Source organism: Streptomyces javensis, from assembly GCF_039525925.1.
Classification (GTDB): domain Bacteria; phylum Actinomycetota; class Actinomycetes; order Streptomycetales; family Streptomycetaceae; genus Streptomyces; species Streptomyces asiaticus.
Genome location: NZ_BAAAIF010000043.1, coordinates 62,743 through 85,797, shown reverse-complemented (window position 1 = coordinate 85,797; position 23,055 = coordinate 62,743). Strand labels below are relative to the sequence as shown.

At 71.1% G+C, this 23,055-nt stretch carries 21 protein-coding genes and 1 tRNA gene; 12 read left to right on the top strand and 10 right to left on the bottom strand.

Annotation, left to right across the window (positions count from 1 at the left end):
• Window positions 1-296: acyl-CoA carboxylase biotin carboxyl carrier protein subunit (locus tag ABD329_RS31115; RefSeq protein WP_344317224.1), on the top strand; the 296-nt coding region annotated here is incomplete at its 5' end.
• An 80-nt stretch (window positions 297-376) separates the two neighbouring features.
• Here ABD329_RS31115 and ABD329_RS31110 read toward each other — a convergent pair.
• On the bottom strand, window positions 377-1,288 hold the full coding sequence (locus tag ABD329_RS31110) for an alpha/beta hydrolase (protein WP_198276344.1): 912 nt from the start codon (window positions 1,286-1,288) through the stop codon (window positions 377-379).
• A gap of 277 nt (window positions 1,289-1,565) precedes the next feature.
• On the opposite strand from ABD329_RS31110, the gene ABD329_RS31105 reads away from it, so the two are divergent.
• The 3 genes from ABD329_RS31105 (at window position 1,566) to ABD329_RS31095 (ending at window position 3,709) form a co-directional block, all read left to right on the top strand.
• Window positions 1,566-2,414 (top strand): 4'-phosphopantetheinyl transferase superfamily protein, encoded by an 849-nt coding sequence (locus ABD329_RS31105; RefSeq protein ID WP_198276345.1) that lies wholly within the window; start codon window positions 1,566-1,568, stop codon window positions 2,412-2,414.
• Window positions 2,415-2,437: 23 nt separating this feature from the next.
• Window positions 2,438-3,292: an alpha/beta fold hydrolase gene (locus ABD329_RS31100; protein ID WP_198276346.1), complete on the top strand. Its 855-nt coding sequence runs from the start codon at window positions 2,438-2,440 to the stop codon at window positions 3,290-3,292.
• A 198-nt stretch (window positions 3,293-3,490) separates the two neighbouring features.
• Entirely contained in the window at window positions 3,491-3,709 is a 219-nt protein-coding gene (locus ABD329_RS31095) for a DUF2277 domain-containing protein (protein WP_198276347.1), read from the top strand.
• A gap of 48 nt (window positions 3,710-3,757) precedes the next feature.
• Here the strand turns inward: ABD329_RS31095 and ABD329_RS31090 are convergent.
• The 6 genes from ABD329_RS31090 to ehuB all read right to left on the bottom strand — a co-directional run bounded on the left by ABD329_RS31090 (window position 3,758) and on the right by ehuB (window position 7,995).
• A tRNA-Lys gene (locus tag ABD329_RS31090) sits at window positions 3,758-3,831 on the bottom strand.
• A 79-nt stretch (window positions 3,832-3,910) separates the two neighbouring features.
• Complete coding sequence (locus ABD329_RS31085) at window positions 3,911-4,672, bottom strand: IclR family transcriptional regulator domain-containing protein (protein WP_198276348.1); 762 nt, start codon at window positions 4,670-4,672, stop codon at window positions 3,911-3,913.
• Window positions 4,673-4,885: 213 nt separating this feature from the next.
• Window positions 4,886-5,656, bottom strand: coding sequence for an ectoine/hydroxyectoine ABC transporter ATP-binding protein EhuA (gene ehuA, locus ABD329_RS31080; RefSeq protein ID WP_198276360.1), 771 nt, complete (start codon window positions 5,654-5,656; stop codon window positions 4,886-4,888).
• A gap of 22 nt (window positions 5,657-5,678) precedes the next feature.
• Window positions 5,679-6,329: an ectoine/hydroxyectoine ABC transporter permease subunit EhuD gene (ehuD, locus tag ABD329_RS31075; RefSeq protein WP_037953178.1), complete on the bottom strand. Its 651-nt coding sequence runs from the start codon at window positions 6,327-6,329 to the stop codon at window positions 5,679-5,681.
• A complete protein-coding gene (gene ehuC / locus ABD329_RS31070; protein WP_198276349.1) occupies window positions 6,326-7,075 on the bottom strand; it encodes an ectoine/hydroxyectoine ABC transporter permease subunit EhuC in 750 nt (249 codons plus the stop codon). Before ehuC ends, ehuD begins: the two co-directional genes overlap by 4 nt.
• The gene (ehuB, locus tag ABD329_RS31065) at window positions 7,072-7,995 is read right to left on the bottom strand and encodes an ectoine/hydroxyectoine ABC transporter substrate-binding protein EhuB (RefSeq protein ID WP_037953176.1); all 924 of its coding nucleotides are present in this window, start codon (window positions 7,993-7,995) and stop codon (window positions 7,072-7,074) included. The genes ehuC and ehuB overlap by 4 nt, the downstream gene beginning before the upstream one ends.
• A 120-nt stretch (window positions 7,996-8,115) precedes the next feature.
• On the opposite strand from ehuB, the gene ABD329_RS31060 reads away from it, so the two are divergent.
• Complete coding sequence (locus ABD329_RS31060; protein WP_198276350.1) at window positions 8,116-8,625, top strand: DUF3830 family protein; 510 nt, start codon at window positions 8,116-8,118, stop codon at window positions 8,623-8,625.
• 118 nt (window positions 8,626-8,743) lie between these two features.
• Here the strand turns inward: ABD329_RS31060 and ABD329_RS31055 are convergent, their stop codons facing one another.
• Complete coding sequence (locus ABD329_RS31055; RefSeq protein WP_198276351.1) at window positions 8,744-10,159, bottom strand: amidase; 1,416 nt, start codon at window positions 10,157-10,159, stop codon at window positions 8,744-8,746.
• Window positions 10,160-10,184: 25 nt separating this feature from the next.
• Window positions 10,185-11,132, bottom strand: coding sequence for a D-2-hydroxyacid dehydrogenase (locus tag ABD329_RS31050; protein WP_198276352.1), 948 nt, complete (start codon window positions 11,130-11,132; stop codon window positions 10,185-10,187).
• 207 nt (window positions 11,133-11,339) lie between these two features.
• On the opposite strand from ABD329_RS31050, the gene ABD329_RS31045 reads away from it, so the two are divergent.
• The 6 genes from ABD329_RS31045 to ABD329_RS31020 all read left to right on the top strand — a co-directional run bounded on the left by ABD329_RS31045 (window position 11,340) and on the right by ABD329_RS31020 (window position 19,305).
• A complete protein-coding gene (locus tag ABD329_RS31045) occupies window positions 11,340-12,323 on the top strand; it encodes a maleate cis-trans isomerase family protein (protein WP_198276353.1) in 984 nt (327 codons plus the stop codon).
• 185 nt (window positions 12,324-12,508) lie between these two features.
• Window positions 12,509-13,264 carry a maleate cis-trans isomerase family protein gene (locus ABD329_RS31040; protein WP_198276354.1) on the top strand — a complete coding sequence of 252 codons (756 nt, stop codon included), beginning with the start codon at window positions 12,509-12,511 and terminating at the stop codon, window positions 13,262-13,264.
• Between the two features lie 149 nt (window positions 13,265-13,413).
• Window positions 13,414-14,661 carry an EfeM/EfeO family lipoprotein gene (locus tag ABD329_RS31035; RefSeq protein ID WP_198276355.1) on the top strand — a complete coding sequence of 416 codons (1,248 nt, stop codon included), beginning with the start codon at window positions 13,414-13,416 and terminating at the stop codon, window positions 14,659-14,661.
• Window positions 14,658-15,866 (top strand): iron uptake transporter deferrochelatase/peroxidase subunit, encoded by a 1,209-nt coding sequence (gene efeB / locus ABD329_RS31030; RefSeq protein ID WP_198276356.1) that lies wholly within the window; start codon window positions 14,658-14,660, stop codon window positions 15,864-15,866. The genes ABD329_RS31035 and efeB overlap by 4 nt, the downstream gene beginning before the upstream one ends.
• 157 nt (window positions 15,867-16,023) lie before the next feature.
• A complete protein-coding gene (locus ABD329_RS31025; protein WP_198276357.1) occupies window positions 16,024-17,898 on the top strand; it encodes a phospholipase C in 1,875 nt (624 codons plus the stop codon).
• Window positions 17,899-18,177: 279 nt separating this feature from the next.
• Complete coding sequence (locus ABD329_RS31020; RefSeq protein ID WP_198276358.1) at window positions 18,178-19,305, top strand: LLM class flavin-dependent oxidoreductase; 1,128 nt, start codon at window positions 18,178-18,180, stop codon at window positions 19,303-19,305.
• 86 nt (window positions 19,306-19,391) lie between these two features.
• Here the strand turns inward: ABD329_RS31020 and ABD329_RS31015 are convergent, their stop codons facing one another.
• The gene (locus ABD329_RS31015; RefSeq protein WP_246618339.1) at window positions 19,392-21,035 is read right to left on the bottom strand and encodes a putative bifunctional diguanylate cyclase/phosphodiesterase; all 1,644 of its coding nucleotides are present in this window, start codon (window positions 21,033-21,035) and stop codon (window positions 19,392-19,394) included.
• A gap of 732 nt (window positions 21,036-21,767) precedes the next feature.
• Here ABD329_RS31015 and ABD329_RS31010 point away from each other — a divergent pair.
• On the top strand, window positions 21,768-23,033 hold the full coding sequence (locus ABD329_RS31010; protein ID WP_198276359.1) for a M6 family metalloprotease domain-containing protein: 1,266 nt from the start codon (window positions 21,768-21,770) through the stop codon (window positions 23,031-23,033).
• Window positions 23,034-23,055: the final 22 nt, after the last annotated feature.

The window sequence follows — 23,055 nt, the reverse complement described above, 5'->3', positions numbered from 1 at the left end:
TGGGCGTGGCCACCGCCCCCGCGGGCGGCTCGAAGAAGCCGAAGCGCAAGGCGGTCAAGAAGTCCGGCTCCGGCGCCTCCGGCGACGCCCTGGCCTCGCCCATGCAGGGCACCATCGTCAAGGTCGCCGTCAACGAGGGCGACACGGTGGCCGAGGGCGATCTCATCGTGGTCCTGGAGGCCATGAAGATGGAGCAGCCCCTCAACGCCCACCGCGGCGGCATCGTCAAGAACCTGAACGCGAACGTGGGCGCCTCGGTCAGCGCGGGCGCGGTGATCTGCGAACTGAAGGACTGACCCGCCGCCATGGCGTCCTTACGACGCCATGGCCTCCTTACGGTGGGCCGGGCCCGGCCCACCGTAAGGGTCAGTAAGGGTCAGTCCTTGAGCGTCCGCTCCAGGAAGCCCAGGACGGTCTCCGCGTACGTCTCCGGCTGGGTCTTGATGCCCTGGAGGTGCTCGGTGTCCGGCAGGGTGTGCACCTCGGCCAGCGGATAGCGCTCGGCCAGCGCCCGCACCCCCGAGGCGGGGATCATGGTGTCGCGCTCACCGGCCAGGAAGAGCATCGGGGTGCGCTCGTACGCGCCCCCGAGCGGCGGCGGCCACTGCACCCGCAGCATCGCCACGGCCGCCGACGAGGCGACCGACTCCACGACCGGGCGGGAGGGGCCGGCGCCCAGCGGGCCCGGGATGGGCACCCCGCCGGCCGCGACGAAGTTCCGGAACAGCGGGGCCAGCTCCAGCGCCGGGCCGCTGTCGAAGACCACCGCGTCGACCGGGCAGTCCTCCCTCTTGAGCATGTAGAACGAGGGGAAGGTCGAGATCGAGAAGCCGTAGATCGCGATGCGCGCCGCGGCGTACTCGTCCATCGACCGCATGTGCCGCACCACGGCGACCACATCGTCGGTGTGACGGTCGCTCATGCCCCAGCCCGCCCGGTCCGCGACGCTCTTACCGTGGTTGCGGTGGTCGAACATGGCGACCGTGTAGCCCGCCTCGCTGAGCATCCGCGCGTGCGCCAGGCTCGCGGACTTGCTGAGCCCCAGGCCGTGTCCGAGCACCACGACCCGCTCGGTGTCGCCCGGGATGAGCCAGACGTGCAGCCCGCGGCCCTGCTGCCCGTTCAGCGAAACGTTGACGTCGGTGCTGGTCAGCCCGAGGTCGGCGGGGGTCTTGTGATGCGGTCTGCGGGGCGGGTGGAAGATCATGTACGAGAGGAAGGCGCCGTACAGCGGTGCCACCGGGAGGGTCACCGCTGAGGCCGCCTTGGCCAGGAATCCCGTCGCCATGGTCGTCAAACCCCCATCACCGATCGTGCCCGGACGTGCGCGATCGTAGTGCGGACGGGCAGGTGACCGCGTCGGCCGTAAGGCGAACGTGGCCTAAGTCACCGAGTGTCCGCGATCGGCAACGCGACCTTGTGGCAAGGGTGTTGGAGGCGTGTGAAGCGGTCGTGGTGGCGCGTTCCGATGGCGGGGCACCCACGGCGCGCCGCGCGCGCCGCTGTACCGTCAGTACGTCCACGGCGAGCGCATCATCGGCCGATAGCAGGGGGGAAGCCGAACAGTGTCCTTCACCAGCCCGGTTCAGCCCGCACATGAGCCCCGGCGATGGGCCCCGGTCCGCGCCCTGCCCGGCCCCGGGGACCGCCCCGGCCCCGGTGAGGTGGCCGTATGGCTGCTGCGGATCCCGCCGTACGCCGCCGCTGCCGCCGCCGTCGCGGAGGGCATGCTGGACGAGCGGGAGCGCGAGCGCGCGGCGCGGTTGCGGTCGGACGTGGCGCGCGAGCGCTATGTGACCTCCCATGTGGGGCTGCGGACGCTGCTCGGCGGCTATCTCGGCATCGCCCCGGCCGAGGTCGCGTTCACCCGGGAGACCTGCGGCATGCCGGACTGCGAGAAGCCGCACGGCCGCCCTGCCCTGGCGGGCGGGGACGCGCTCCACTTCTCCCTCTCCCACTCCGGCGACGCGGCCCTGTGCGCCGTCGCCGGGGCGCCCGTGGGCGCCGATGTCGAGGAGCGGGACCCCGGCCGCACCGGGGCCCGGCTGACGGGTCTTGTCGGGCAGTTGCACCCCGAGGAGCGGGCGGCGATCGACGCGCTTCCGGAGGAGCTGCGGGAGGAGGCGTTCCTGGGCTGCTGGGTCCGTAAGGAGGCGTACCTCAAGGGCATCGGCACCGGGCTGCCGGGCGGGATCGGCGCCCACCACGTCGGGCTCGCCGATGGCCTGGCCCCGGCAGGCGCCCCGCCCGGCCCGCACGGCTGGGCCTTCGCCGACCTCGACGCCCCGCCCGGCTACCACGCGGCGGTCGCCGTAAGGGACGAGGGTGTACGGGACGGCGCCGTACAGGACGGGGCCGCGCCCGGCGGTGCGGCGCGTCCGGTGGTGACACTGGCCGGTCTGCCTCTGGAGTGATCGCCCCGGGTAAGGTCGGCGCCATGCCGCATCTCGAGGTGGAACTCTCGGCAGGCAGCATCGAGTACGAGGACACGGGAGGCGAGGGCCCCGTCGCGGTCCTGCTGCACGGAGTCGCCATGGACGGCTCCCTGTGGCGCGAGGTGGTCGCCGCGCTGGCCCCCGAGATCCGCTGTGTCGTCCCCACCCTCCCCCTGGGCGGGCACCGCCGCCCCATGCGGCCCGACGCGGATCTGTCGGTGCTGGGGGTGGCCCGGCTGGTCGCCGAGTTCCTGGACCGGCTCGACCTTACGGATGTCACGCTGGCCATGAACGACTGGGGCGGCGCGCAGGCGCTGATCGCCGACGGCCGCGACCAGCGGATCGGCCGACTGGTGATCACCTCCTGTGAGGCGTTCGAGAACTACCCGCCCGGGCTGCCCGGCAAGAATCTGCGGCTGGCCGCGAAGCTGCCGGGCGGACTCAACGTCGCCTTCAAGCTGCTGAAGCTCGCCCCCCTGCGCCGGCTGCCGATGACCTGGGGCTGGATGACCAAGCGCCCGGTGGACCGCGCGGTGATGGACGCCTGGTTCCAGCCGCTCTGGACCTCTCCGGGGGTCCGCCGCGACCTGCGGAAGTACGTCCTCGGCGTGCCACCGGTGAACGAGCTGCTCCACTGGGCCGACGCCCTGCGCACCTTCGACCGCCCCGCCCTGGTGGCCTGGGCGTCCGAGGACCGCGTCATGCCGCCCGAGCACGGCCTCCGCCTGGCCGGTCTGCTGCCCCGCGGCAGCCTGGCGGAGATCCCCGACAGCTACACCCTGATCCCCCAGGACCAGCCGGGCCCGCTGGCCGACCTGATCCGAGCCTTCGTCCTGGGCGGCCCCGAGACGGCCTAGGCATCGATATGCGGCTCCGCCGCGTGGTGGGGCTCCGCCCCAGACCCCGGCCGGGCGACCGGGATGTGCGCGGTGTGCCGACCGCGACCAGCTCGCCGGTGCAGGTGTGCAGGCCCTCGCCGCTCGCCGCTCGCCACGAGCATGGAAAGTTCCGCCACGGCCCACGGGCTGTCGTACCCCCGGCGTACCGTCGTCAGTATGTGCAGATCCATCAAGACGCTCCGCCCGCCCTACGCCGACTCCGTCACCGAGGCCGATACGCGCGCCGCAGCCCTTCAGTACGTCCGCAAGATCTCCGGCTTCCGCCAGCCTGCCGCCCACAACGCGGAGGCGTTCGACAAGGCCGTAGAGGCCATCGCCGCCGCCACGGAGGAGCTGCTGGACTCGCTCGAGGTGCGCGGCGGGGCGGCACGCTGAATGGCCCGGGGCTATGGAGAGCACCCGGGCCATTCGCCTGATCAGTTGTGCGCCGCCAGGGACTCGAACCCCGGACCCGCTGATTAAGAGTCAGCTGCTCTAACCAACTGAGCTAGCGGCGCCTGCTGACGACATAAATAGTACCTGGTCCCAAGGGGTGGTCCTGACCACGCGCGGATGGGCCCAGATGGATCAGACGGATCAGATGGAGAGGGAGAGCAGCATCGGCGCCGCCTCGCGGTTCAGCGTGTCGGCGGCCTGGCGGAGCCGGTGGGCATGGGCCAGCGGGAGCGAGAGGGCCAGACAGCCCACCGAGCGCCCGGCGCTGATCGGGACCGCCGCACACACCGTGCCGACCGCGTACTCCTGGAGGTCGAGGACGGGCACCGTGGCGGGCTGGCTGTCCAGCTTGCGGAACAGCACCTTCTCGTTGGTGGTGGTCCGGGAGGTGAGCCGCACCGTCTTGTGGCGGGCGAGGTGATCGCGGCGGCTGTCGTGGTCGAGCTGGGTGAGCAGGCATTTGCCGAGCGCCATGGCGTGGGCGGCGGAGCGGAAGTCCACCCATTCGTTGACCTTGGGGGTGCGCGGCCCGTCCGCATACTGCGTGATCTTGATTTCGCCGTCCACATAGCGGCTGAGGTAGACCGCCGCGCCCACCGAGTCGCGCAGGGTGATGAGCGACTGCTGGAGCTTGTCCTGTACGGCGTGGCCGCGGTCGGGGGCGGCGGAGCCCAGGAGCGTCAGGGCGTTGCCACCGACGTAGGCGCCGTCGGCGATCTGCTCCACATAGCCCTCGCGGCGCAGCATCCGCAGCAGATCGGCGAGCTGGTGGGCCGGTAGCCGGGTCTCCCTGGCGAGCATGATGTCGCTGACGCCGGACGAGTGTTTGGCGACGACCTCCAGGATGCGGAGGGCGTGCTGCACCGAGTGGAACGGCGCGGTCGGCTCGGGCCTGAGCGCCACGATTTCCCCCCTCGCAGGTTGGCGTGGCTTTGTATCACGATAACCGCCAAGGGGCTTATCCGGATCGGCTGTTGAGGATATTGCCGAGGCGCCTCGGCCCCGGTCAGCAGGGGCGTATGTCCTGGGCATATGACAATGGCGTGCCCCCGCGGGAGGGTCGCGGGGGCAGCGCCGGACCGGGCCCGGCCGGGGCCGGGCGATCCGGCCGGGAAGTCAGAGAACCGCGCTCAGGAACTCCCTCGTCCGCTCGTGCTCCGGCTCGGTGAAGATCTTCTCCGGCGGCCCGGACTCGATCACCCGGCCCGAGTCGAACATCAGTACATCGTCGGAGATGTCCCGTGCGAAGTTCATCTCATGGGTGACACAGAGCATGGTGATGTCCGTTGTGTGAGCGATGTCACGCAGCACATCCAGCACCCCGGCCACCAGCTCCGGGTCCAGCGCCGACGTCACCTCGTCCAGCAGCATCACCTGCGGCCGCATCGCCAGCGCCCGGGCGATCGCCACCCGCTGCTGCTGTCCGCCGGACAGCTGCGTCGGGTACGCGTCGCACTTGTCGCCGAGCCCGACCAGGTCGAGCAGCTCCCGGGCGCGGGTCTCGGCCTCGTCCTTGCCCAGGCCCAGCACATTCACCGGGGCCTCGGTGATGTTCCGCAGCACCCGCATATTGGGGAAGAGGTTGAACTGCTGGAAGACCATTCCGATCTTCTTGCGCACCTCTCTGGTGTGCTTCTCGCCCGCCGGGACCAGCTTGCCGCCCTTGTCCTCATGGGTCAGGTAGTCGCCGTCGACCTTGATCGTGCCCTCGTCCGGCTTGATCAGCGTCATCAGCAGCCGCAGGATCGTGGTCTTGCCCGATCCCGAGGGGCCGATCAGCGTGACGTGCTTACCGGAGGAGACCGAGAAGTCGAGGTTGTCCAGGACCGTGTTGCTGCCGAAGCGCTTGGTCACCTGGTCGAAGCGGATCAGTTCACTGCCGTCCACGGCAGGGTTCGTGTGGTCGGTTTCAGTGGCCAAGACGACGCTCCAGGGCTCGCATCAGAAGGGAAGCCGGATAGGCGATGACGATGAAGGCGATGCCGACCATCGTGTAGGGCTCGATGTACTGGAAGGACGACGCGCCCTCCGCGCGAGCCTTCTGCAACATGTCGACGACGCCGATCAGCGCGAGCATCGGGGAGTCCTTCAGCATCGCGATGACGTAGTTGCCCAGTGCGGGCACCACCCGGCGAATGGCCTGCGGCAGGATCACCGCGGTCCAGGTACGGCCGCGGGAGAGGCTGAGCGCGGTCGCCGCCTCCCACTGGCCCTTGGGCACACCGTCGATACCGGCCCGGTAGACCTCGGCGGTGTACGTCGAGTAGTGCAGACCGAGCGCGATCACGCCGGTGGTGAGCGCCGAGAACTTGATGTCCCAGGTCGGCAGCACGTAGTAGAAGAAGAACAGCTGCACCAGCAGCGGAGTGTTGCGGATGAACTCCACGACCGCCGCCACCGGCCAGCGTATGAAGCGGGTCGGCGAGCGGAAGGCCATCGCCCACACCAGGCCGAGCGCGAACGCCAGGACCGAGCCCAGGGCGGTCGCCTCCAGGGTGATCAGCAGCCCGTTGCCCAGCTCGGGGAGGAAGTCCTTCGCCACATCCCAGTTCCAGCTCACTGGGCACCTCCCGTGATGATGTTGGACGACTGCTCGGCCTCCTGGCGCGCGGACAGCTTCCGGGTGATCAGCGGGCCCTTGCCGGACTTCACCGGGGCCTGGCCGATGCCCGCCTTGGCGCGCCGCTCCAGCAGCCGCATCAGCCGGGTGAGGACGAAGGCCAGCACGAAGTAGAGGACCAGGATGATCGCGTAGATCTCCAGGCTGTCACCGGTCGCCAGCCGCGAGAGCTGGGCGGCGAAGGTGATGTCGGCGACGCTCACCGCGGAGACCAGGGCGGTCGCCTTCAGCAGCTCGATCAGCAGATTGTTGAAGGGCGGGATCATCTCCGGGATCGCCTGCGGCAGGATCACCCGGCGCATCCGCTGCGCGGGCGTGAAGCTGAGCGCGATGGCCGCCTCACGCTGCGCCGGGGCCACCGCCGCGATCGCGCCACGCACGATCTCCGAGCCGTACGCCCCGTAGGTGAGGCCCAGCGCCAGCACCGCGGCCCACATCGGCACCAGCTGGAACTGGAAGGCCAGTGGCATCACGAAGAACAGCCAGAACATCAGCACCAGGGCCGAGGTGCCGCGGAAGACCTCCACATAGAAGCCGGTCAGAAAGCGGACGATCCACAGCGGGGAGGTGCGCGCTATCCCGATGCCGAACGCCACGACGGCCGCGAAGACCGCGCTGTACAGGGTCAGCTGGATGGTGATCCAGACGCCCGGAAGAAGCCAGTTTTCCCACAGCCCGGCCGTCATGAGCACAGCTCCTTGGCGGTCAGATCGGTCATCTCTTCCTCGGTGAAGCCGAAGGGCCGCACGATCCGCAGCAGCTCGCCGCTCTTCTTCATCTTGTGCAGTTCGACGTTGAAGGCGTCCCGGAGCTTGGTCTCCTCCGGCCGGAAGGCGAAGCCGCCGGCGCCGATGTCCGGCTTGCCGTCGACGTACGCCTGGAACGGCTCGGTGGCCTCGGCCAGCCGGCTGTTCCGCTGCTTCACCACGTTGTGCACGGTCACGGTCGTGCCCGCGAAGACATCGGCCCGGCCCTGTTCCACGGCAAGCAGCCCGGCCAGCTGGTCGGGGAGGATCAGCATGTCGCTCTGCTTGATCCCGACGTCCTCCGCGTAGCCGATCTCGGCGTAGGCGGTGCCGGTGGCCATTTTGGCCTTCTTTTTGAAGATGTCCTCGTAATTGTGCAGGTTCTTGGGGTTCCCCTTGCGCACGATGAACGCGTCACGCATGCGGTAGTCGGGGTCCGAGAAGATCACTTGGGCGCAGCGCTCGGGGTTGATGTACATCCCCGCCGAGACCACGTCGAACTGCTGCGAGCGGAGGCCCGGGATGAGCGAGCCGAACTCGGTCGGCACCGGCTGGACCTTGGGCACCCCCAGCCGCTTGAAGATGACTTTCGCGATCTCCGGCGCCTCGCCGGTGAACTCGCCGTTCTCGTCGATGTAGCCGAATGGGATCTCCCCCGCAATTCCCAGCCGGACCGTCCCTTGCGACCGCAGTCGCTCCAGCAGATTGCCCCCGTCCTTGGCGCCCGAGCCGGACACCCGGCTACAGCCGGCCGCGCCCAGCAGGCCCAGCGCCGCACCGCCGGCGAGAAGAGCGCGGCGGCTTGGACCCATTTTGGCTATTTCTCTGCTATCGGTGTCTTTCCCACGTGGTGGAGCCATGGGCGCGCGGCTACCCGACTACGGCAAATGTATGCGGGCCGTTTCCGGCCCTTGATACAGCCGATGCCTGGGTAGTCCCCTGGGACAGGACTGGTTCCGAAGCGACCTGGAGGAAAGTCGATGGTTGACCGAGCCGACCGGTTCATCGAGGTCTCGCTCGACAAGCGCGGGGTGAGCTGCACGGCCAAGCTCCTTGACGATCTCGCGCCGATCACCTGCGAAGCGGTGTGGAACGCGCTGCCGCTCGGGGGTGATGTGTATCACGCGAAGTACGCACGCAATGAGATCTACACCCTGCTGCCCCCCTTCGCGCCCGAGGAGCCGCCCCTCGAGAACCCGACGATCACCCCGATCCCCGGGGACCTGTGCTACTTCACCTTCACGGACACCCAGCTCGGGACCAAGTCGTACGGATACGAGACCGAGGCCAAGCACCAGGGGCGGCGGCAGGTGATCGACCTGGCCCTCTTCTACGAGCGGAACAACCTGCTGATCAACGGTGACGCGGGCTGGGTGCCCGGGATCGTCTGGGGCACGATCGTGGACGGCCTCGACCGCATGGCCGACGCCTGCCAGGACCTGTGGCGCGCGGGGGCGCTGGGGGAGACGCTGAACTTCCGCCGGGCGTAGACCCCGGCTCGCGCCGGGCGCGGGCCCGCGGCCTGTGCCCGGCGCGGAGCCGGGCCGCTGAACGGTCTCGGGTCCGGGGCGGAGCCGCCCCGGACCCGAGCGCGCCCGGCGACGGGCCTTACGCCGCCGGCGGGCGCACCCCGTCCGCGAGTCCCGCCTCGAACAGCGCGTGCGCCGCGCGCAGCACAAGCGCGTCCGCGTGGCGCGCGCCCACCAGCTGTACCCCGATCGGCAGGCCCGCGCCGCTGAGGCCGCACGGCACCGACGCCGCGGGCTGCTGGGTCAGGTTGAACGGGTAGGTGAACGGCGTCCAGCCGGTCCACCGGGTGTGCTCCGACCCCTTGGGCACCTCGACCCCCGCCTCGAACGCGGTGATCGGCAGCGCGGGGGTGACCAGCAGGTCGTACGCGGAGTGGAACCGCCCCATGGCGTGGCCGAGGGCCATCCGCACATCCACGGCCGCCAGATAGTCCAGCGCGCTGTACGACGCCCCCTGGGCGCAGATCTCGCGCAGCCCCGGGTCCAGCAGCTCCCAGTCCTCCTGCCCCAACGGCTGCACCACCCGGGCCGCGCCGCTGAACCACAGCGTGTGGAACGCCTCCACCGGATCCTCGAACCCGGGATCGATCTCCTCGACCACAGCGCCCAGCTCCGCGAGCAGGTCCACGGCCCGCCGCACCGACGCGGCCACCTCCGGGTCGACCACGGCCGCGCCGCCGAGCGCGGGGCTGTAGGCGATCCGCAGGCCGTCGACCCCGCCCCCGCCGGAGGTGAGCGCCTCCCGGAAGCCGCCCTCGACGGGGCCCAGCTGGGACCAGTCGCGCCAGTCCGGACCGGAGATCACATCCATCAGCAGCGCCGCGTCCGCCGCGTCCCGGGTCATCGGCCCCACATGGGCCAGGGTGCCGAACGCGCTCGCCGGATAGAGCGGAACCCTCCCATAGGTGGGTTTCAGCGCGAAGATGCCGCAGAAGGACGCCGGGATACGGACCGAGCCCCCGCCGTCCGTCCCCAGACTCAGCGGACCCGCGCCCAGCGCGACCGCGGCCGCGCTGCCGCCACTGGAGCCGCCCGCGGTCCGCCGCGGGTCGTAGGGATTGCCGGTGACCCCGTGGGCCGGGCTGTCGGTGACGCCCTTCCAGCCGAACTCCGGGGTCGTGGTCTTCCCCACGAACACCGCGCCGTGCTCGCGCAGCCGCGCCACCGAGGGCGCGTCCTCGTCCCATGCCTTGCCCTCGGGCCGCACGGTCCGCGAACCGCGCAGGGTGGGGGCGCCGCGCTGCAACAGGATGTCCTTCACCGACACCGGGACGCCGTCCACGAGGCCCGCCGGGGTCCCGCGCCGCCACCGCTCGGCGGACTCCTCCGCCTGCCGCAGCGCGTCCTCGGCGTCCACCCGGGTGAAGGCGTTCACCTCCGGCTGAATCTGTTCGATCCGGTGGAGGACGGCACGGGTCGCCTCGACGGGGGAGAGCTCGCCGGAGGCATAGCGCTCGACGAGTTGAACGGCTGTCAGGTCGTGAATGTCGGTCATCCGGCTCTCCGTTCAGGTCCTGCGATCAGTCCACCGGTACGTACCCGAGGCGTTTGTCGACGATGTTGAGCAGTGGTTCGCCCGCGCACCAGCGCTCGTAGTTGTCCTGGAACTGGTCGGCCAGGTGGTCGCGCCACCCGACCGTATCGCCGCTCATATGGGGCGAGACGAACAGCCCGGGCACGTCCCACAGGGGATCGTCCGAGGCCAGCGGCTCGTGTTCGAAGACGTCCAGGGCCGCGCCGGCGATCCGCCGGGCGACCAGGGCCGCCGTGAGGTCCTTCTCGACGACCAGGGGGCCGCGGCCGACGTTGATGAACCGGGCGGAGGGCTTCATCCGGTCGAAGACGGTGCGGTCGAACATGCCGCGGTTGGCGTCGGTGAGCGGCGCCGCGCTCACCACCCAGTCGGCCGGAGGAAGCAGCTCGGGCAGCTCGTCACCGCCGCGCACGCCCTCCCGCGCGGTGCGGCCCACCAGGTCGACCACCACGCCGAGCGCGGCCAGGGTGGAGCCGATCGCCCGGCCGATGGGACCCGCGCCCACGACCACGGCGCGCGTCCCGGCCAGCCGCATCGTCTCGCGGTGCTGCCAGCGTCGCTGCCGCTGGAGCTCCCAGCTTCCGTGGAAGTCCTTGGCCATGGCGACCACCAGACCGGCCACGTACTCCGCGATCGGCTGCTCGAAGACTCCACGAGCATTGGTCAGTACCGTGTCGGACGTGACGAGTTCGGGGCAGAGCAGCCGGTCCACCCCCGCGCTCGCGGTATGGACCCACGCCGGCCGGGGACCCTCACCGGGCCAGGCGTCGCGGACCGCGTCGGAGGTGAAGTCCCAGACCAGGAGCACATCCGCGGTGGGGAGCGCCTGGGGCAGCGAATTCTCGTCACAGACGAGCACCTTGGCCCGGCCGGCCACCCGGTCCAGGTGGACCGGCGGCTGGTCGCCGAAGACGACAACTGTGCTTTCGGACATAGGCGGGAAACCGTTTCGAAACGTAGATGGGTTTGCCTGGAGAAAGAGCGGGCAGGCGCCTCAGTTTGAGGATTGACCACGCTAGGCAGCGGAAACTACCGTCGTCAACAACGGCATCTGTCCCGGCGTCCCGGCATCAGGCCGGCTCTCTCCATCCAAAATCTCTGGCCAATGGTCCAGTCCCTCCGTTCCGTATTGGGGCTCGCTTTGGACGTCTCTTTTCTGGGTGGCCCACGGCCGCAGCGCGGCGTGGGTGTGGTGGCACCGTTCGACTTCGCACTCGACCGTGAGCTGTGGCGCTGGGTGCCGGACGAGGTATCCCTCCATCTCACCCGTACCCCGTTCGTACCCGTCGAGGTCAGCCTTGACCTGGCGCGGCTCGTCAGTGAGCACGAGACCTTGCACGACGCGGTGCAGGCGCTGGCGGCCGTCGCACCGGAAGTGGTGGCGTACGCGTGCACCTCGGGCAGCTTCGTCGGCGGAGTCGCCGGGGAGCGCGCGATGTGCGCGGCCATGTCCCAGGCGGGTGAGATCCCGTCGCTGACCACCTCGGGCGCGCTGCTGGAGGCGCTGCGGGAGATCGGCGCCCGGCGGATCGCGGTGGTGACGCCGTACACCCAGTCCGTCACCGACTCGCTGGAGGAGTATCTGGCCGAGGGCGGGATGACCGTCACCGGTCGGGCGTACCTCGGACTGACCCGGCACATCTGGAAGGTGCCGTACCGCGATGTGGTCGACATGGCACGGCAAGCGGTGGTCGGGGCCACCGACGCGCTCTTCATCAGCTGCACCAATCTGCCGACCTACGACGTGATCCCGCAGCTGGAGGCGGAGCTGCGAATGCCCGTGCTGTCCGCGAACCAGGTCACCATGTGGGCGGCGCTGCGGGCGATCGGCGCCCAGGCCGTCGGGCCGTACCAGGCGCTGCTGGACCCGGCCGCCCGGTCCGGTCCGGCGGGGATGTCGGTGTCGCCGAGCGGCCCGCTCCCGGTGACGGACCCGGTCGTCGAGTCGATGCTCGGGGTCGTGGAGGCGGTCGAGTCCGTGGTGGACGAGCCGGAGGCGGCGCTGGCCGGGGCGGCCTCGCCGGGACCGGACGGCGACCCGGCCGACGGGCTCGACCCGGGCTTCGGCACCGGCCTCGGCGAGGGCCCCTACCTCGACGACTCCGGCGGCCCGGCCGTGGGGTGAGGCTCCGGCGCGGCCGTGGGGTGAGGCTCCGGTCCGGCCGTGGGGTGAGGCTTCGGTCCGGCCGTGGATGAGACGGCGGCCCGGCGTGCCCGGCGGGTGGGAACCCGCCGGGCCTCCGCGGTGTATGAGAAGTGACAGCAGTGCAGCGGCGGCGCTCGCGGGGGCCGCCAGTCAAGGAGGCAGTCATGGTGGACTCGACGCGCCCGGCCCCGGACACGGTCGGCTTTCTCTACCCCGGATACTCCGCCGAGGACGAATACCCCCGCCTGGAAGGCATGCTCGGCGGTGACAGCGGCGACATCCGGCTTCCGCTGGTCCACACCGACATCGGTGAGGACGCCCATCGGGTGGACGCCCTGCTGGAGATGGGGTCGGCGGCCCGCCTGGCGGCCGGGGTCGCCGAGCTCGCCGAGCGCGGCGCCCGGGCCGTGGTCTGGGCGTGCACCAGCGCCAGCTTCGTCTTCGGCTGGGAGGGCGCCAAGGAGCAGGTGCGCGAGCTGGGCGAGACGGCCGGGATGCCCGCCTCCAGCACCTCCTTCGCCTTCGCCCACGCGGTGCAGGCTCTCGGCGCCGACCGGGTGGCCATCGCCGCCACCTATCCGGAGGATGTCGCCGACTACTTCCGGGCATTTTTGAAGGCCGCCGGTGCCGAGGTGGTCTCGATGCGCGGCAGCGGGATCATCACGGCGGCGGAGGTCGGCACCTGGGGCCGGGACGAGGTGCTGGAGCTGGGCCGCGCCGGGGACCACCCCGAGGCCCAGGCGGTGCTTCTGCCGGACACCGCCCTGCACACCGCCGCCTGGATTCCGGATCTGGAGGCGGAGCTGGGCAAGCCGGTGCTCACGGCCAATCAGGTCACGGTCTGGGAGGGGCTGCGGCTGCTGGGCCGCGATCCGGTCCATGACCGGCTGGGCACGCTCTTCGCCCGGAGCGGCGGATAGCGGCGGACAGCGGAGGGTGGCGCGGCCGCGGGCGGGCGTGCCGTAGGGCCCGAGGAGCCGGTGACGGGGAGCTGAACCCCGGCGGAATTCCATGGCGCTCTTTTGCCATCAGGGCATTCCGCTTATCGGACTGCGCCTAGCATGCAGCCGTGCGTCGCCAACATCTCTCCCCGGTTCCGCCGGCACGTCATCTGCTGGTCGCCGGTGCGGTGACGGTGGCCACGGCCGTCGGAATCGGCGCGCTGGCGGTCGTCGGAGGCTCCTCGGACGGTCCTCGTGCGCACCCCTCCGCGAGCGGAAGCGCGCCCACGAAGGCATCGGACGGGCTGCGGCACACCTCCGTCGAGGTGTCCGAGGGCGGCTGTGGCCGTGGCTGGACCGATGCCACCCGGGGCAAGCAGGTCTTCGATCTGCGGAACACCTCCAGCAGACCGGCCGAGGTCTATCTCACCAATCCGGCGAACGGCGCCGTCTACGGAGAGGTGGAGGGCCTGGGCCCCGGCACCAGCAGACCGCTGAGCGTCACGCTCGGCGGGGGCTCCTACGCCTTCGTCTGCCTGCCCGAGGACACGGACGCGGTCACCGGGCCCACCGTCACCGTGTCCGGACCGGCGCGGGGCGGTGGACCGGCCGTGGTCCCGGTCGGCCAGCAGGATCTGATCCCGCCCACCATCGCCTACCAGAAGTGGGTGACGGGCCGGATGGACGAGCTGGTGCGGCGCACGGACGCGCTGCGCTCGGCCATCCACTGCGGTGACCTGGCCACGGCCCGTGCGCTCTGGCTGCCCGCCCATCTGGTGTACGAGCGGATGGGCGCCGCCTACGGCACCTTCGGCGACGCCGACGGAGCCATCAATGGCACCACGGCGGGGCTGTCCGGCGGGGTCCACGACCCGGACTTCACCGGCTTCCACCGCCTCGAGCACGGCCTGTGGCACGGCGAGTCCGCGAGCTCACTGCGCCCGGTCGCCGACCGGCTCGCCAAGGATGTCCGAGGGCTGCGGGACGACTGGCCGCAGGAGCGGATGGACCCGGCCGACCTGGGCCTGCGGGCGCACGAGATCATGGAGAACACCGTGCAGTTCGAGCTGACCGGCCGCACCGACTACGGCAGCGGCACCAATCTGGCCACCGCGCGGGCCAACCTGGACGGCACCCGGGCCGTGCTGCGCCGGCTGGAGCCGCTGCTGAAGCCCCGTGCCCCCTGGCTGCCCGAGCTGGAGAGCGACCTGGACCGCACCCAGCGGACCCTGGAGCGCTCGCACCACGGCGACCGCTGGACCCCGCTTGACCGGCTGAGCCGCACCGGGCGCCAGCGGCTCAACGCGGACACGGGCGCGCTGGTGGAGCGGCTGGCGCAGGTGGCGGCGCTGATGGATGTGCGGAGGACCCGGTGAGCGAGGTGCTGCGCAGGGGCTTTCTGCTGGGTGCCGCCGCGGGCACGGTCGGCGCGGTGGCGGGCACGGCGGCCGCGAAGGAGGACGGACCGGAGAAGAGGCCCACCCGCGTCCCCTTCCACGGCACCCATCAGGCGGGCATCCTCACCCCGTCCCAGCGGGCCACCGCCTTCATCGCCCTCGACACCATGGCCGACGGCCGCAAGGAGCTGACCGACGCCTTCCGTACGCTCACCGAGCGGTGCCGCTTCCTCACCGCCGGAGGCACTCCCGATCCGGTCGGGATCACCGCGCCGCCCGCCGACTCCGGCACCCTGGGCCCCGAGGTGGCGGCCGACCGGCTGACCGCGACCGTCGGCGTGGGCGCCTCGCTCTTCGACGGGCGCTATGGACTGCGGGACCGCAAGCCCCGGCGGCTGCACGCGATGCTGTCCTTCCCCGACGACGATCTCGACCCCGACTGGTGCCATGGCGATCTGAGCCTCCAGCTCTGCGCCGACAGCGCGGACACGGTGCTCCACGCGCTGCGCGACATCGCCCGGCACACCCGGGGCGCGTTGCAGATCCGCTGGCGTGTCGACGGCTTCGTCAGCCCGCCGCGCCCGTCCGGCACCCCGCGCAACCACATGGGGTTCAAGGACGGCACCGCCAATCCCGACACCGGGGACGCCCGGGAGATGGACCGCCTGGTGTGGGTGGGCGCCCACTCCGGGGAGCCCGCCTGGGCCACCGGCGGCAGCTATCAGGTGATCCGGCTGATCCGGATGCTGGTGGAGTTCTGGGACCGGGTGTCGATCAGCGAGCAGGAGCGCATGTTCGGCCGCAGCCGGGACTCGGGCGCCCCGCTGGACGGTCAGCACGAGTTCGACACCCCGCGCTTCGCACAGGACCCCAAGGGCGACATCATCCCGCTGGACAGCCATATACGGATGGCCAATCCGCGCACCGCCAGGACAGAGGACCAGCGCATCCTCCGCCGTGCCTACAACTACGACCGGGGCATGGACGGCAATGGCAACTTGGACATGGGGCTGCTGTTCTGCTGCTACCAGCAGGATCTCGAGCGCCAGTTCGAGACCGTGCAGAAGCGGCTGTCGGGGGAGCCGTTGGTGGACTACGTCACCCCCTTCGGCGGCGGCTATTTCTTCGCGCTCCCCGGGGTGCGGGACCGCTCCGACTGGCTGGGACGGACCCTTCTGTCCTGATCGTCGCCCCACCATCCGGTCAAGAACACCTCAAGAGTTCCTTGGATTCTTCTGACCCTCTATTCACTCGGCCGCCTCCATGGATTCCATCGGAGAGTCCTGCCCGCGGCACAGGATCAGGCGCAGGCGTGAAACGCGAATCATGTGGAGGCATGACATGGGCGGCACGGCAGGATCCGAAGGCGGCCGACGGCGTGGCCGGGTCGCGCGCTGGGGTGCCCTGGCCGGTGCCGCGGCACTGGCGACCGTGGGCGGGGTGGCCCCCGCATGGGCCGCGCCCGCGAAGGGCGGTCACACCGCGACCCCGGTGAAGCATGTGGTGGTGATCTTCGACGAGAACATCTCGTTCGACCACTACTTCGGCACCTACCCCAAGGCGGCGAACACGGACGGCACCAAGTTCACGCCGGCCAAGGACACCCCCAAGGACATCGACACCCTCGCGAACGCGGGGCTGCTGGAGAAGAACCCCAATCTCTACAAGCCCAAGCGGCTGCGCAGCGACCAGGCCATGACCTGCGACCAGAACCACTCCTACGGCCCGGAGCAGTACGCCGCCAACGGCGGCAAGGCCGATAAGTTCGTGGAGAACACAGAGGTCAGCAAGTGCACCGGGCTGTTCGGCGAGCCCGGTCTGGTGATGGACTACTACGACGGGAACACCGTCACCGGCCTGTGGAACTACGCCCAGCACTACGCGATGAGCGACCGCTCCTTCAGCTCGGCCTACGGTCCCTCCACCCCCGGAGCGCTGGAGCTGATCTCGGGCCAGACCCATGGCGTGATCTCCACCGACCCCAAGTCCTCCACCGAGGATCCCAAGCAGACCGACAAGCCGGACGCGTACACGGTGGCCTCGCCGGACGCCAAGGGCGTCGGCACGATGATCAACGACCCGGACCCGGCCTTCGACGACTGCTCCAACAAGGACCACACCAGCGGCAACGCCCTGGCCCGGATGAAGGGCCGGAACGTCGGCGATCTGCTCAACGCCAAGGGTGTGAGCTGGGGCTGGTTCCAGGGCGGCTTCCGCCCCAGCACCGCCTGGGACGGTGAGCAGGACCACTACGCCAAGTGCTCCGGCACCACCCACAAGAACGTCGGCGGCGCCGCCTCCGTGGACTACAGCCCGCACCACGCGCCGTTCCAGTACTACAAGTCCACGGCGAACCCGCATCACCTCCCGCCGAAGAACGTCCAGGAGATCGGGCACAGCGGCCGGGCCAACCACAACTACGACCTGACCGACTTCGACGCGGCGCTCAAGACCGGTCATCTGCCGTCCGTCAGCTTCCTGAAGGCCGCCGAGTACCAGGACGGCCACGCCGCCTACTCCGACCCGGTCGACGAGCAGCACTTCCTGGTCAAGCAGATCAACGCGATCCAGAAGTCGCCGCAGTGGAAGGACACCGCGATCGTCGTCGCGTACGACGACAGCGACGGCTGGTACGACCACGCCTACGCCAAGCCCCGCAACGGGTCGACCGACAAGACCACGGGTTCGGGCGGCAAGGCCACCGACAGCCCCGCCTGCCAGTCCGCTCCGAAGCCCGCCGGCGGCTACCAGGACCGCTGTGGCCCCGGCCCCCGGCAGCCGCTGCTGGTGATCTCGCCCTTCAGCAAGTCCAACAAGGTCGACCACACCCAGACCGAGCAGACCTCGATCACCCGCTTCATCGAGGACAACTGGCACACCGGCCGGATCGGTGACGCCTCCTTCGACCGCCGGGCGAACACCCTCTCCGGGCTCTTCGACTTCCGTCACCCCAACAACACCCAGGTGCTGCTGAAGTCCGACGGCTCGGTCGCCTCGGTGCACAAGGCCGGTCACTACACGACCTCCGCCCTGGCCGCCCACGCCCCGATCGTGAACGCCGCGGCCGCCGATGCCCTGACCGCCCGGCGTCTCGCCGACGACAAGGGCATGTCCGCCGCCTTGCCCATCGGCCTCACGGCGGGTGTGCTGGTGCTCGGTGGCGCCGGTACTGCGCTGGCCCTCCACCGCCGCCGCACCGCGCGGGCCGCGGGCTAGGCCCGTTCCGCGCGAGCGCACGGCACACCGCCGTCGGGTCCGCCGCCACACCTCCTCCCCAGGTGGCGGCGGACCCGGCCGTTTCCCGGCGGCCGGGGGGACCCGGGAAACACCGGGGGCCCGGGCAACACGGAGGACCCGGGCAACAGGGGCCGGGAATAAAGCGGAGCCTTTCTCCGGTTGAATCACGCCGGTAGACGTAGAGGCGTGTGCGGCGCGGCGCCGCACACCCACACGACATGCGCGCACCGTGCGGTGCGACCAGGGAGGCGGGCCACCGTGGCCGATGAGCAGGACCGGCGAGACGACCAGCGCGACCCCATCCGGGCCCGGCCCCTCGGCAGCGCACCGGTGCCCCTCTCGGTGCTGGACCTCGCGACCGTCGGCAGCGGGGTGACGGCCGCCGAGGCGCTGCGGACCACCACCGAGCTCGCCCGGCTCGCCGAGCGCCGGGGCTTCCAGCGCTTCTGGGTCGCCGAGCACCACTCCATGCCCGGGGTCGCCAGCTCCTCCCCGGCGGTGATCCTCGCCCATCTCGCCGCGCACACCGAGCGGATCCGGCTGGGCTCCGGCGGGGTGATGCTCCCCAACCACGCCCCGCTGGTCATCGCCGAGCAGTTCGGCACCCTGGAGGCGCTCGCCCCCGGCCGGGTGGACCTCGGCCTCGGCCGCGCGCCCGGCACCGACGGGGCCACGGCCGCCGCGCTGCGCCGCACCGAGCGGCTGCGCGAGGGCGCCGACGACTTCCCCCAGCAGCTCGCCGAGCTGACCCGCTTCCTCGACGACGACTTCCCCGACGGCCACCGCTACGCCCGTATCCACGCGGTGCCGGGGCCGGTGCAGGGCACCGTGCCCGGCGGGGTCCAGTCCGCCGACCGGCCGTCGGTCTGGCTGCTGGGCTCCAGCGGGTTCAGCGCCCGGCTCGCCGGGATGCTCGGCCTGCCGTTCTCCTTCGCCCACCACTTCTCCGCGGCCAACACCGTCCCCGCACTCGACCTCTACCGCGAGACCTTCCGGCCGTCCGCCGTGCTGGACAAGCCGTACACCTCGATCGGCGTCTCGGCCTTCGCCGCCGAGGACGAGAAGGAGGCCCACCGCCAGGTGCTCACCGGCGCGCTGGCCATGATCCGGCTGCGCACCGGACGCCCCGGCCTGGTGCCGACGCCCGAGGAGGCCGAGGGTTACGAGTTCAACGAGATCGAGCGCGACTTCATCAACAGCTGGCTGGCCAATGTCGAGTACGGCAGCCCGGACCAGGTCCGCGAGGGGCTCGACGGGCTGATCAAGCGCACCGGAGCGGACGAAGTCAAGATCACGGCCAATGCCCATGGCCGTGCCGCCCGTCTGCGCTCGTACGAGCTGATCGCCGACGCCTACGATCTGCCGACGGCGCGGACGGAGGCGTAGCCCTACGGGGTGCCGGCGGGGTGCCCGGCGGGCCACGCGGCGGAGCCGCGAAGCCCGCCGCAGGCGTCGCGATCCGCCGGACCCGCCTAACCCGGCGCCGGGCGGGTGATCATCGCCTGGATGCGGTCCGGCGGCACCGGGCGGGAGTAGAACCACCCCTGTCCCGTATCGCAGCCGATCCGCCTCAGCCGCTCCGCCTGCTCGGCGCTCTCCACGCACTCGGCCGTCACCGTGAGGCCCAGCCGGTGCGCGAGCTGCACCAGCGCCTCGACGATGGTCTCGTCGGCCGGATTCGGATGCTCCTCCGCCCGGAACCCCTGGACGAACGAGCCGTCCAGCTTGAGCGTGGAGACCGGCAGCCGGCTGAGATAGGCGAGGTTGGAGTAGCCCGTGCCGAAGTCGTCGATCGCGATGGCCACCCCCATGTCGCTGAGCGCCTGGAGCGCCTGGAGCGGCCGCCCCGTGGACCCCATCACCGCCGACTCGGTCAGCTCCAGCTGGAGCAGATGGGGCGGCAGCCCGGTCTCGGCCAGGATCGCGCCGACATCGGCCACCAGATCGGAGTCCCACACCTGGCGGACCGCCACATTCACGCTGACCACCAGCGGATGCGGCGGTTCGGCCAGTTGCCAGGCACGGGCCTGGCGGCAGGCGGTGCGCAGCACCCACCGGCCCAGCGGCACGATCGCGCCGTTCTCCTCGGCCAGCGGGATGAACCGGTTCGGCGACAGCCGCCCGAACTGCGGATGGTCCCAGCGCACCAGCGCCTCCACCCCCCGGACCACCCCGTCGCCCAGCCCCACCAGCGGCTGGTAGTCGAGCACGAACTCGTCCCGCTCGACCGCCGGGCGCAGCGTGCTGGACAGCGCCTGCCGGGTCATCCGATGGGCGTTGCGCTCCGGGTCGAAGAGGGTCCAGCGCGCCTTGCCGTCCTCCTTCGCCCAGTACAGCGTGGTGTCCGCGGCCTGCATCAGCCAGGTGGTGTGGGTGCCGGCCGCCGGCCGCTCCACCACGCCGATGCTCGCCGACACCGACAGCCGCTGTCCGCCCACGTCGAACGGTTCCTGAAGGGCGGCCAGCACCGTACGGGCGAGGTCGCACAGCTGCTCGGTGCCGGTGGAGTTGCGGACCAGCAGGGCGAACTCGTCCCCGCCGAGCCGCGCCACCAGATGGCCACCGGGCGCCGCGCAGTCGGTGAGCCGCTGGGCGACCGCGCCGAGCAGCCGGTCGCCGACGCGGTGGCCGAGGGTGTCGTTGACCGCCTTGAAGCCGTCCAGGTCGAGGTAGCAGAGCCCGATCCGGCCGGTGCCCCCGTGGTCGTAGGTGGCCGCCTCCAGCGCCCTGGTCATCCGCTCGAAGAAGAGGCTGCGGTTGGGCAGCCGGGTCACCGGGTCGTGCATTTGCAGATGGCGCAGCCGCCCCTGGAGATCCCGCTGGTCGCTGATGTCGGCCATCGACAGCAGCAGACTGCAACTGTCCGGCGCGGGCTCGACGGTGATCTCGGCCCACAGGGCATGGCCGTCGGTGCGGCGCAGCCGCCGGGTGCGGCGCAGCCGCGCGGCACGGCCGCCGAGGACGTCCCGGTACTCCCGCCAGGTGCGCGGATCCTCGCGCAGATCGGCCAGGTCCGCCGCGCTGCGGGTGATCAGCAGGGCCGGATCGGTGCCGAGCAGGGCGCCGAGCGCGGGGTTGGCGTCGAGCACCCTGCCCTCGCGGTCGACGACGGCCATGGCGAGGCGCGCCACGTTGAAGGCGGCGCGGTAGTCGCCGGGCGCGGGGCCGGTCCCGTGCCCGGCCTTGGCTCCGGCGGTATGCCCGGTGGTAGGTCCGGTGACGGGTCCGGTGGTGTGCCCGGTGGCGGGCCCGGCGGTAGGTCCCGCCGTGGGCCCGGTGGTATGCCCCGTTGGGTGCCCCGCGCCCGGGGGCGCGCCGGGGGCCGGGGGCGTGCCCAGGACCGACGGCGCGCCGGGGGCCGGACGTGGTGCGCCGGGGTCCTCCGCGACCGGAAGGACGCTCGGCATGGCCTCACGCTCTGTGATCGTCGGCAGTGTCGCGCCCGGGGCGCGTCCCTGCCCGTCGGGGGTTCCGCTCACCGCTCGCTCCCGCGTGGCGTTTGTTGTTTCCAGGTTGTTCGTACACATCTTGTGCATGTCTCACACCGGGTGCCGGGCCGACCGTAAATGCCTGCCTGAAGGGGGATTCCCCGCTGGAAATGTGCCGATCATAGGGGCTCGTACTCCGGGCGTTCCATCGATGTCATCGCGCTCACCGCCGCCTTGACAATGTGTTTGGTCGTATCTGTTCGACTCTGCGCGGGCCAACAGCCGCTCTGACCGATTGTGACCGTCTGTTACGTACCCGGATCGCGGCCTCTTCACTCGACCAGCCCAACCCAACAGGGCGTACCCCGCCAATTCACCTCAGGGTGGAGTGGGTGTTCCGACTACGCCCGGGAGGTCGACATGGTGCGTCCTCAGGTACCCGAGGGGGTGCACCGGCAGCCTCGGTTGCGTCGGACCGGAGCCCTGCTCACCTCGCTGAGCGCGCTCATCGCGACCACCGTTGTGGCGGGTCCGGCGGTCGCGGCCGGCCCCGGCGGCCCCTGTGACCTGGAACGCACCGACGCCCATCACTCGGAGGGCGTGGACACCTGGAACTCCCGCTATCCGCGCCCGGTCCGCCGCCTGGACGCGGCGATGGTCTTCCTGTCCTTCCCGGACGCCCGGCCCCGGGTGACCCCCGCCCAGCTGGCCGCCGACCACATCCCCGCGACCCCCGATTTCTTCCGACGGGCCTCCTACGGGAAGTTCGGCTTACGGGTGCGTCCGCTGCGGCGCTGGATCACCATGCCCCAGCGCTCCACCGCGTACGCCATACAGCGCGACTGGAACGCCAAGCGCCGCGCCGCCTATCTGCGCGACGCCATCGCGGCCGCCGATCCGCACCTCGACTTCGCCCGCTACGACCTCGTCTATCTGGTCGCCGACCCCGATGCCCCCGGAGTGGACGCCGACGCGACGAAAGTGGTCAATTTCGAAAAGCCACTGCGCGCGGACGGTGTCGATCTGCGCCGCCTTGTCACCGTTTTCGAGCACCATCCGCCGGACCGCAATGTGCTGGCCCATGAGACCGGGCATGTCTTCGATCTGCCCGACCTCTACCACCGGCCGAAGGACACCGACGGCAACGCCGAATGGGACACCTACGTCGGCGACTGGGACCTGATGGGAAGCCAGTTCGGCATGGCACCGGATCCGTTCGGCTGGCACAAGTGGAAGCTCGGCTGGCTCGGCGCGCGCCAGGTGGCCTGCGACCGCGCCACCGGACCGCGCCGATACACCCTCCAGCCCCTCGCCGCCCCCATGGCGGGCGGCCGGTCCGGCGCCGACACCCGCACCCGGCTGGTCGTGGTCCGCACCGGGCCCACCACCGCACTGGCCATCGAGGCGCGGGGCGGCCGCGGCAACGACGCGGGCACCTGCACCGAGGGCGTGCTGGTCTACCGCGTCCACAACGACAAGGCGTCGGGCGACGGCCCCGTCCAGGTGCTGGACGGCCACCCCGCCACCTCCGCGTGCTGGAACGAGTCGGTCTACCCCGAACTCGCCGACGCCCCGCTCGGCGTCGGGGACAGCATGTCGGTCAAGGAGGACTCCGTACGGATCACGGTGGCGGGCCGCGCCGCCGACGGGGGCTGGACCGTCCGGGTCAACCGCAGGGCGCGCTGATGACGGCCGATGACGGGGCCGC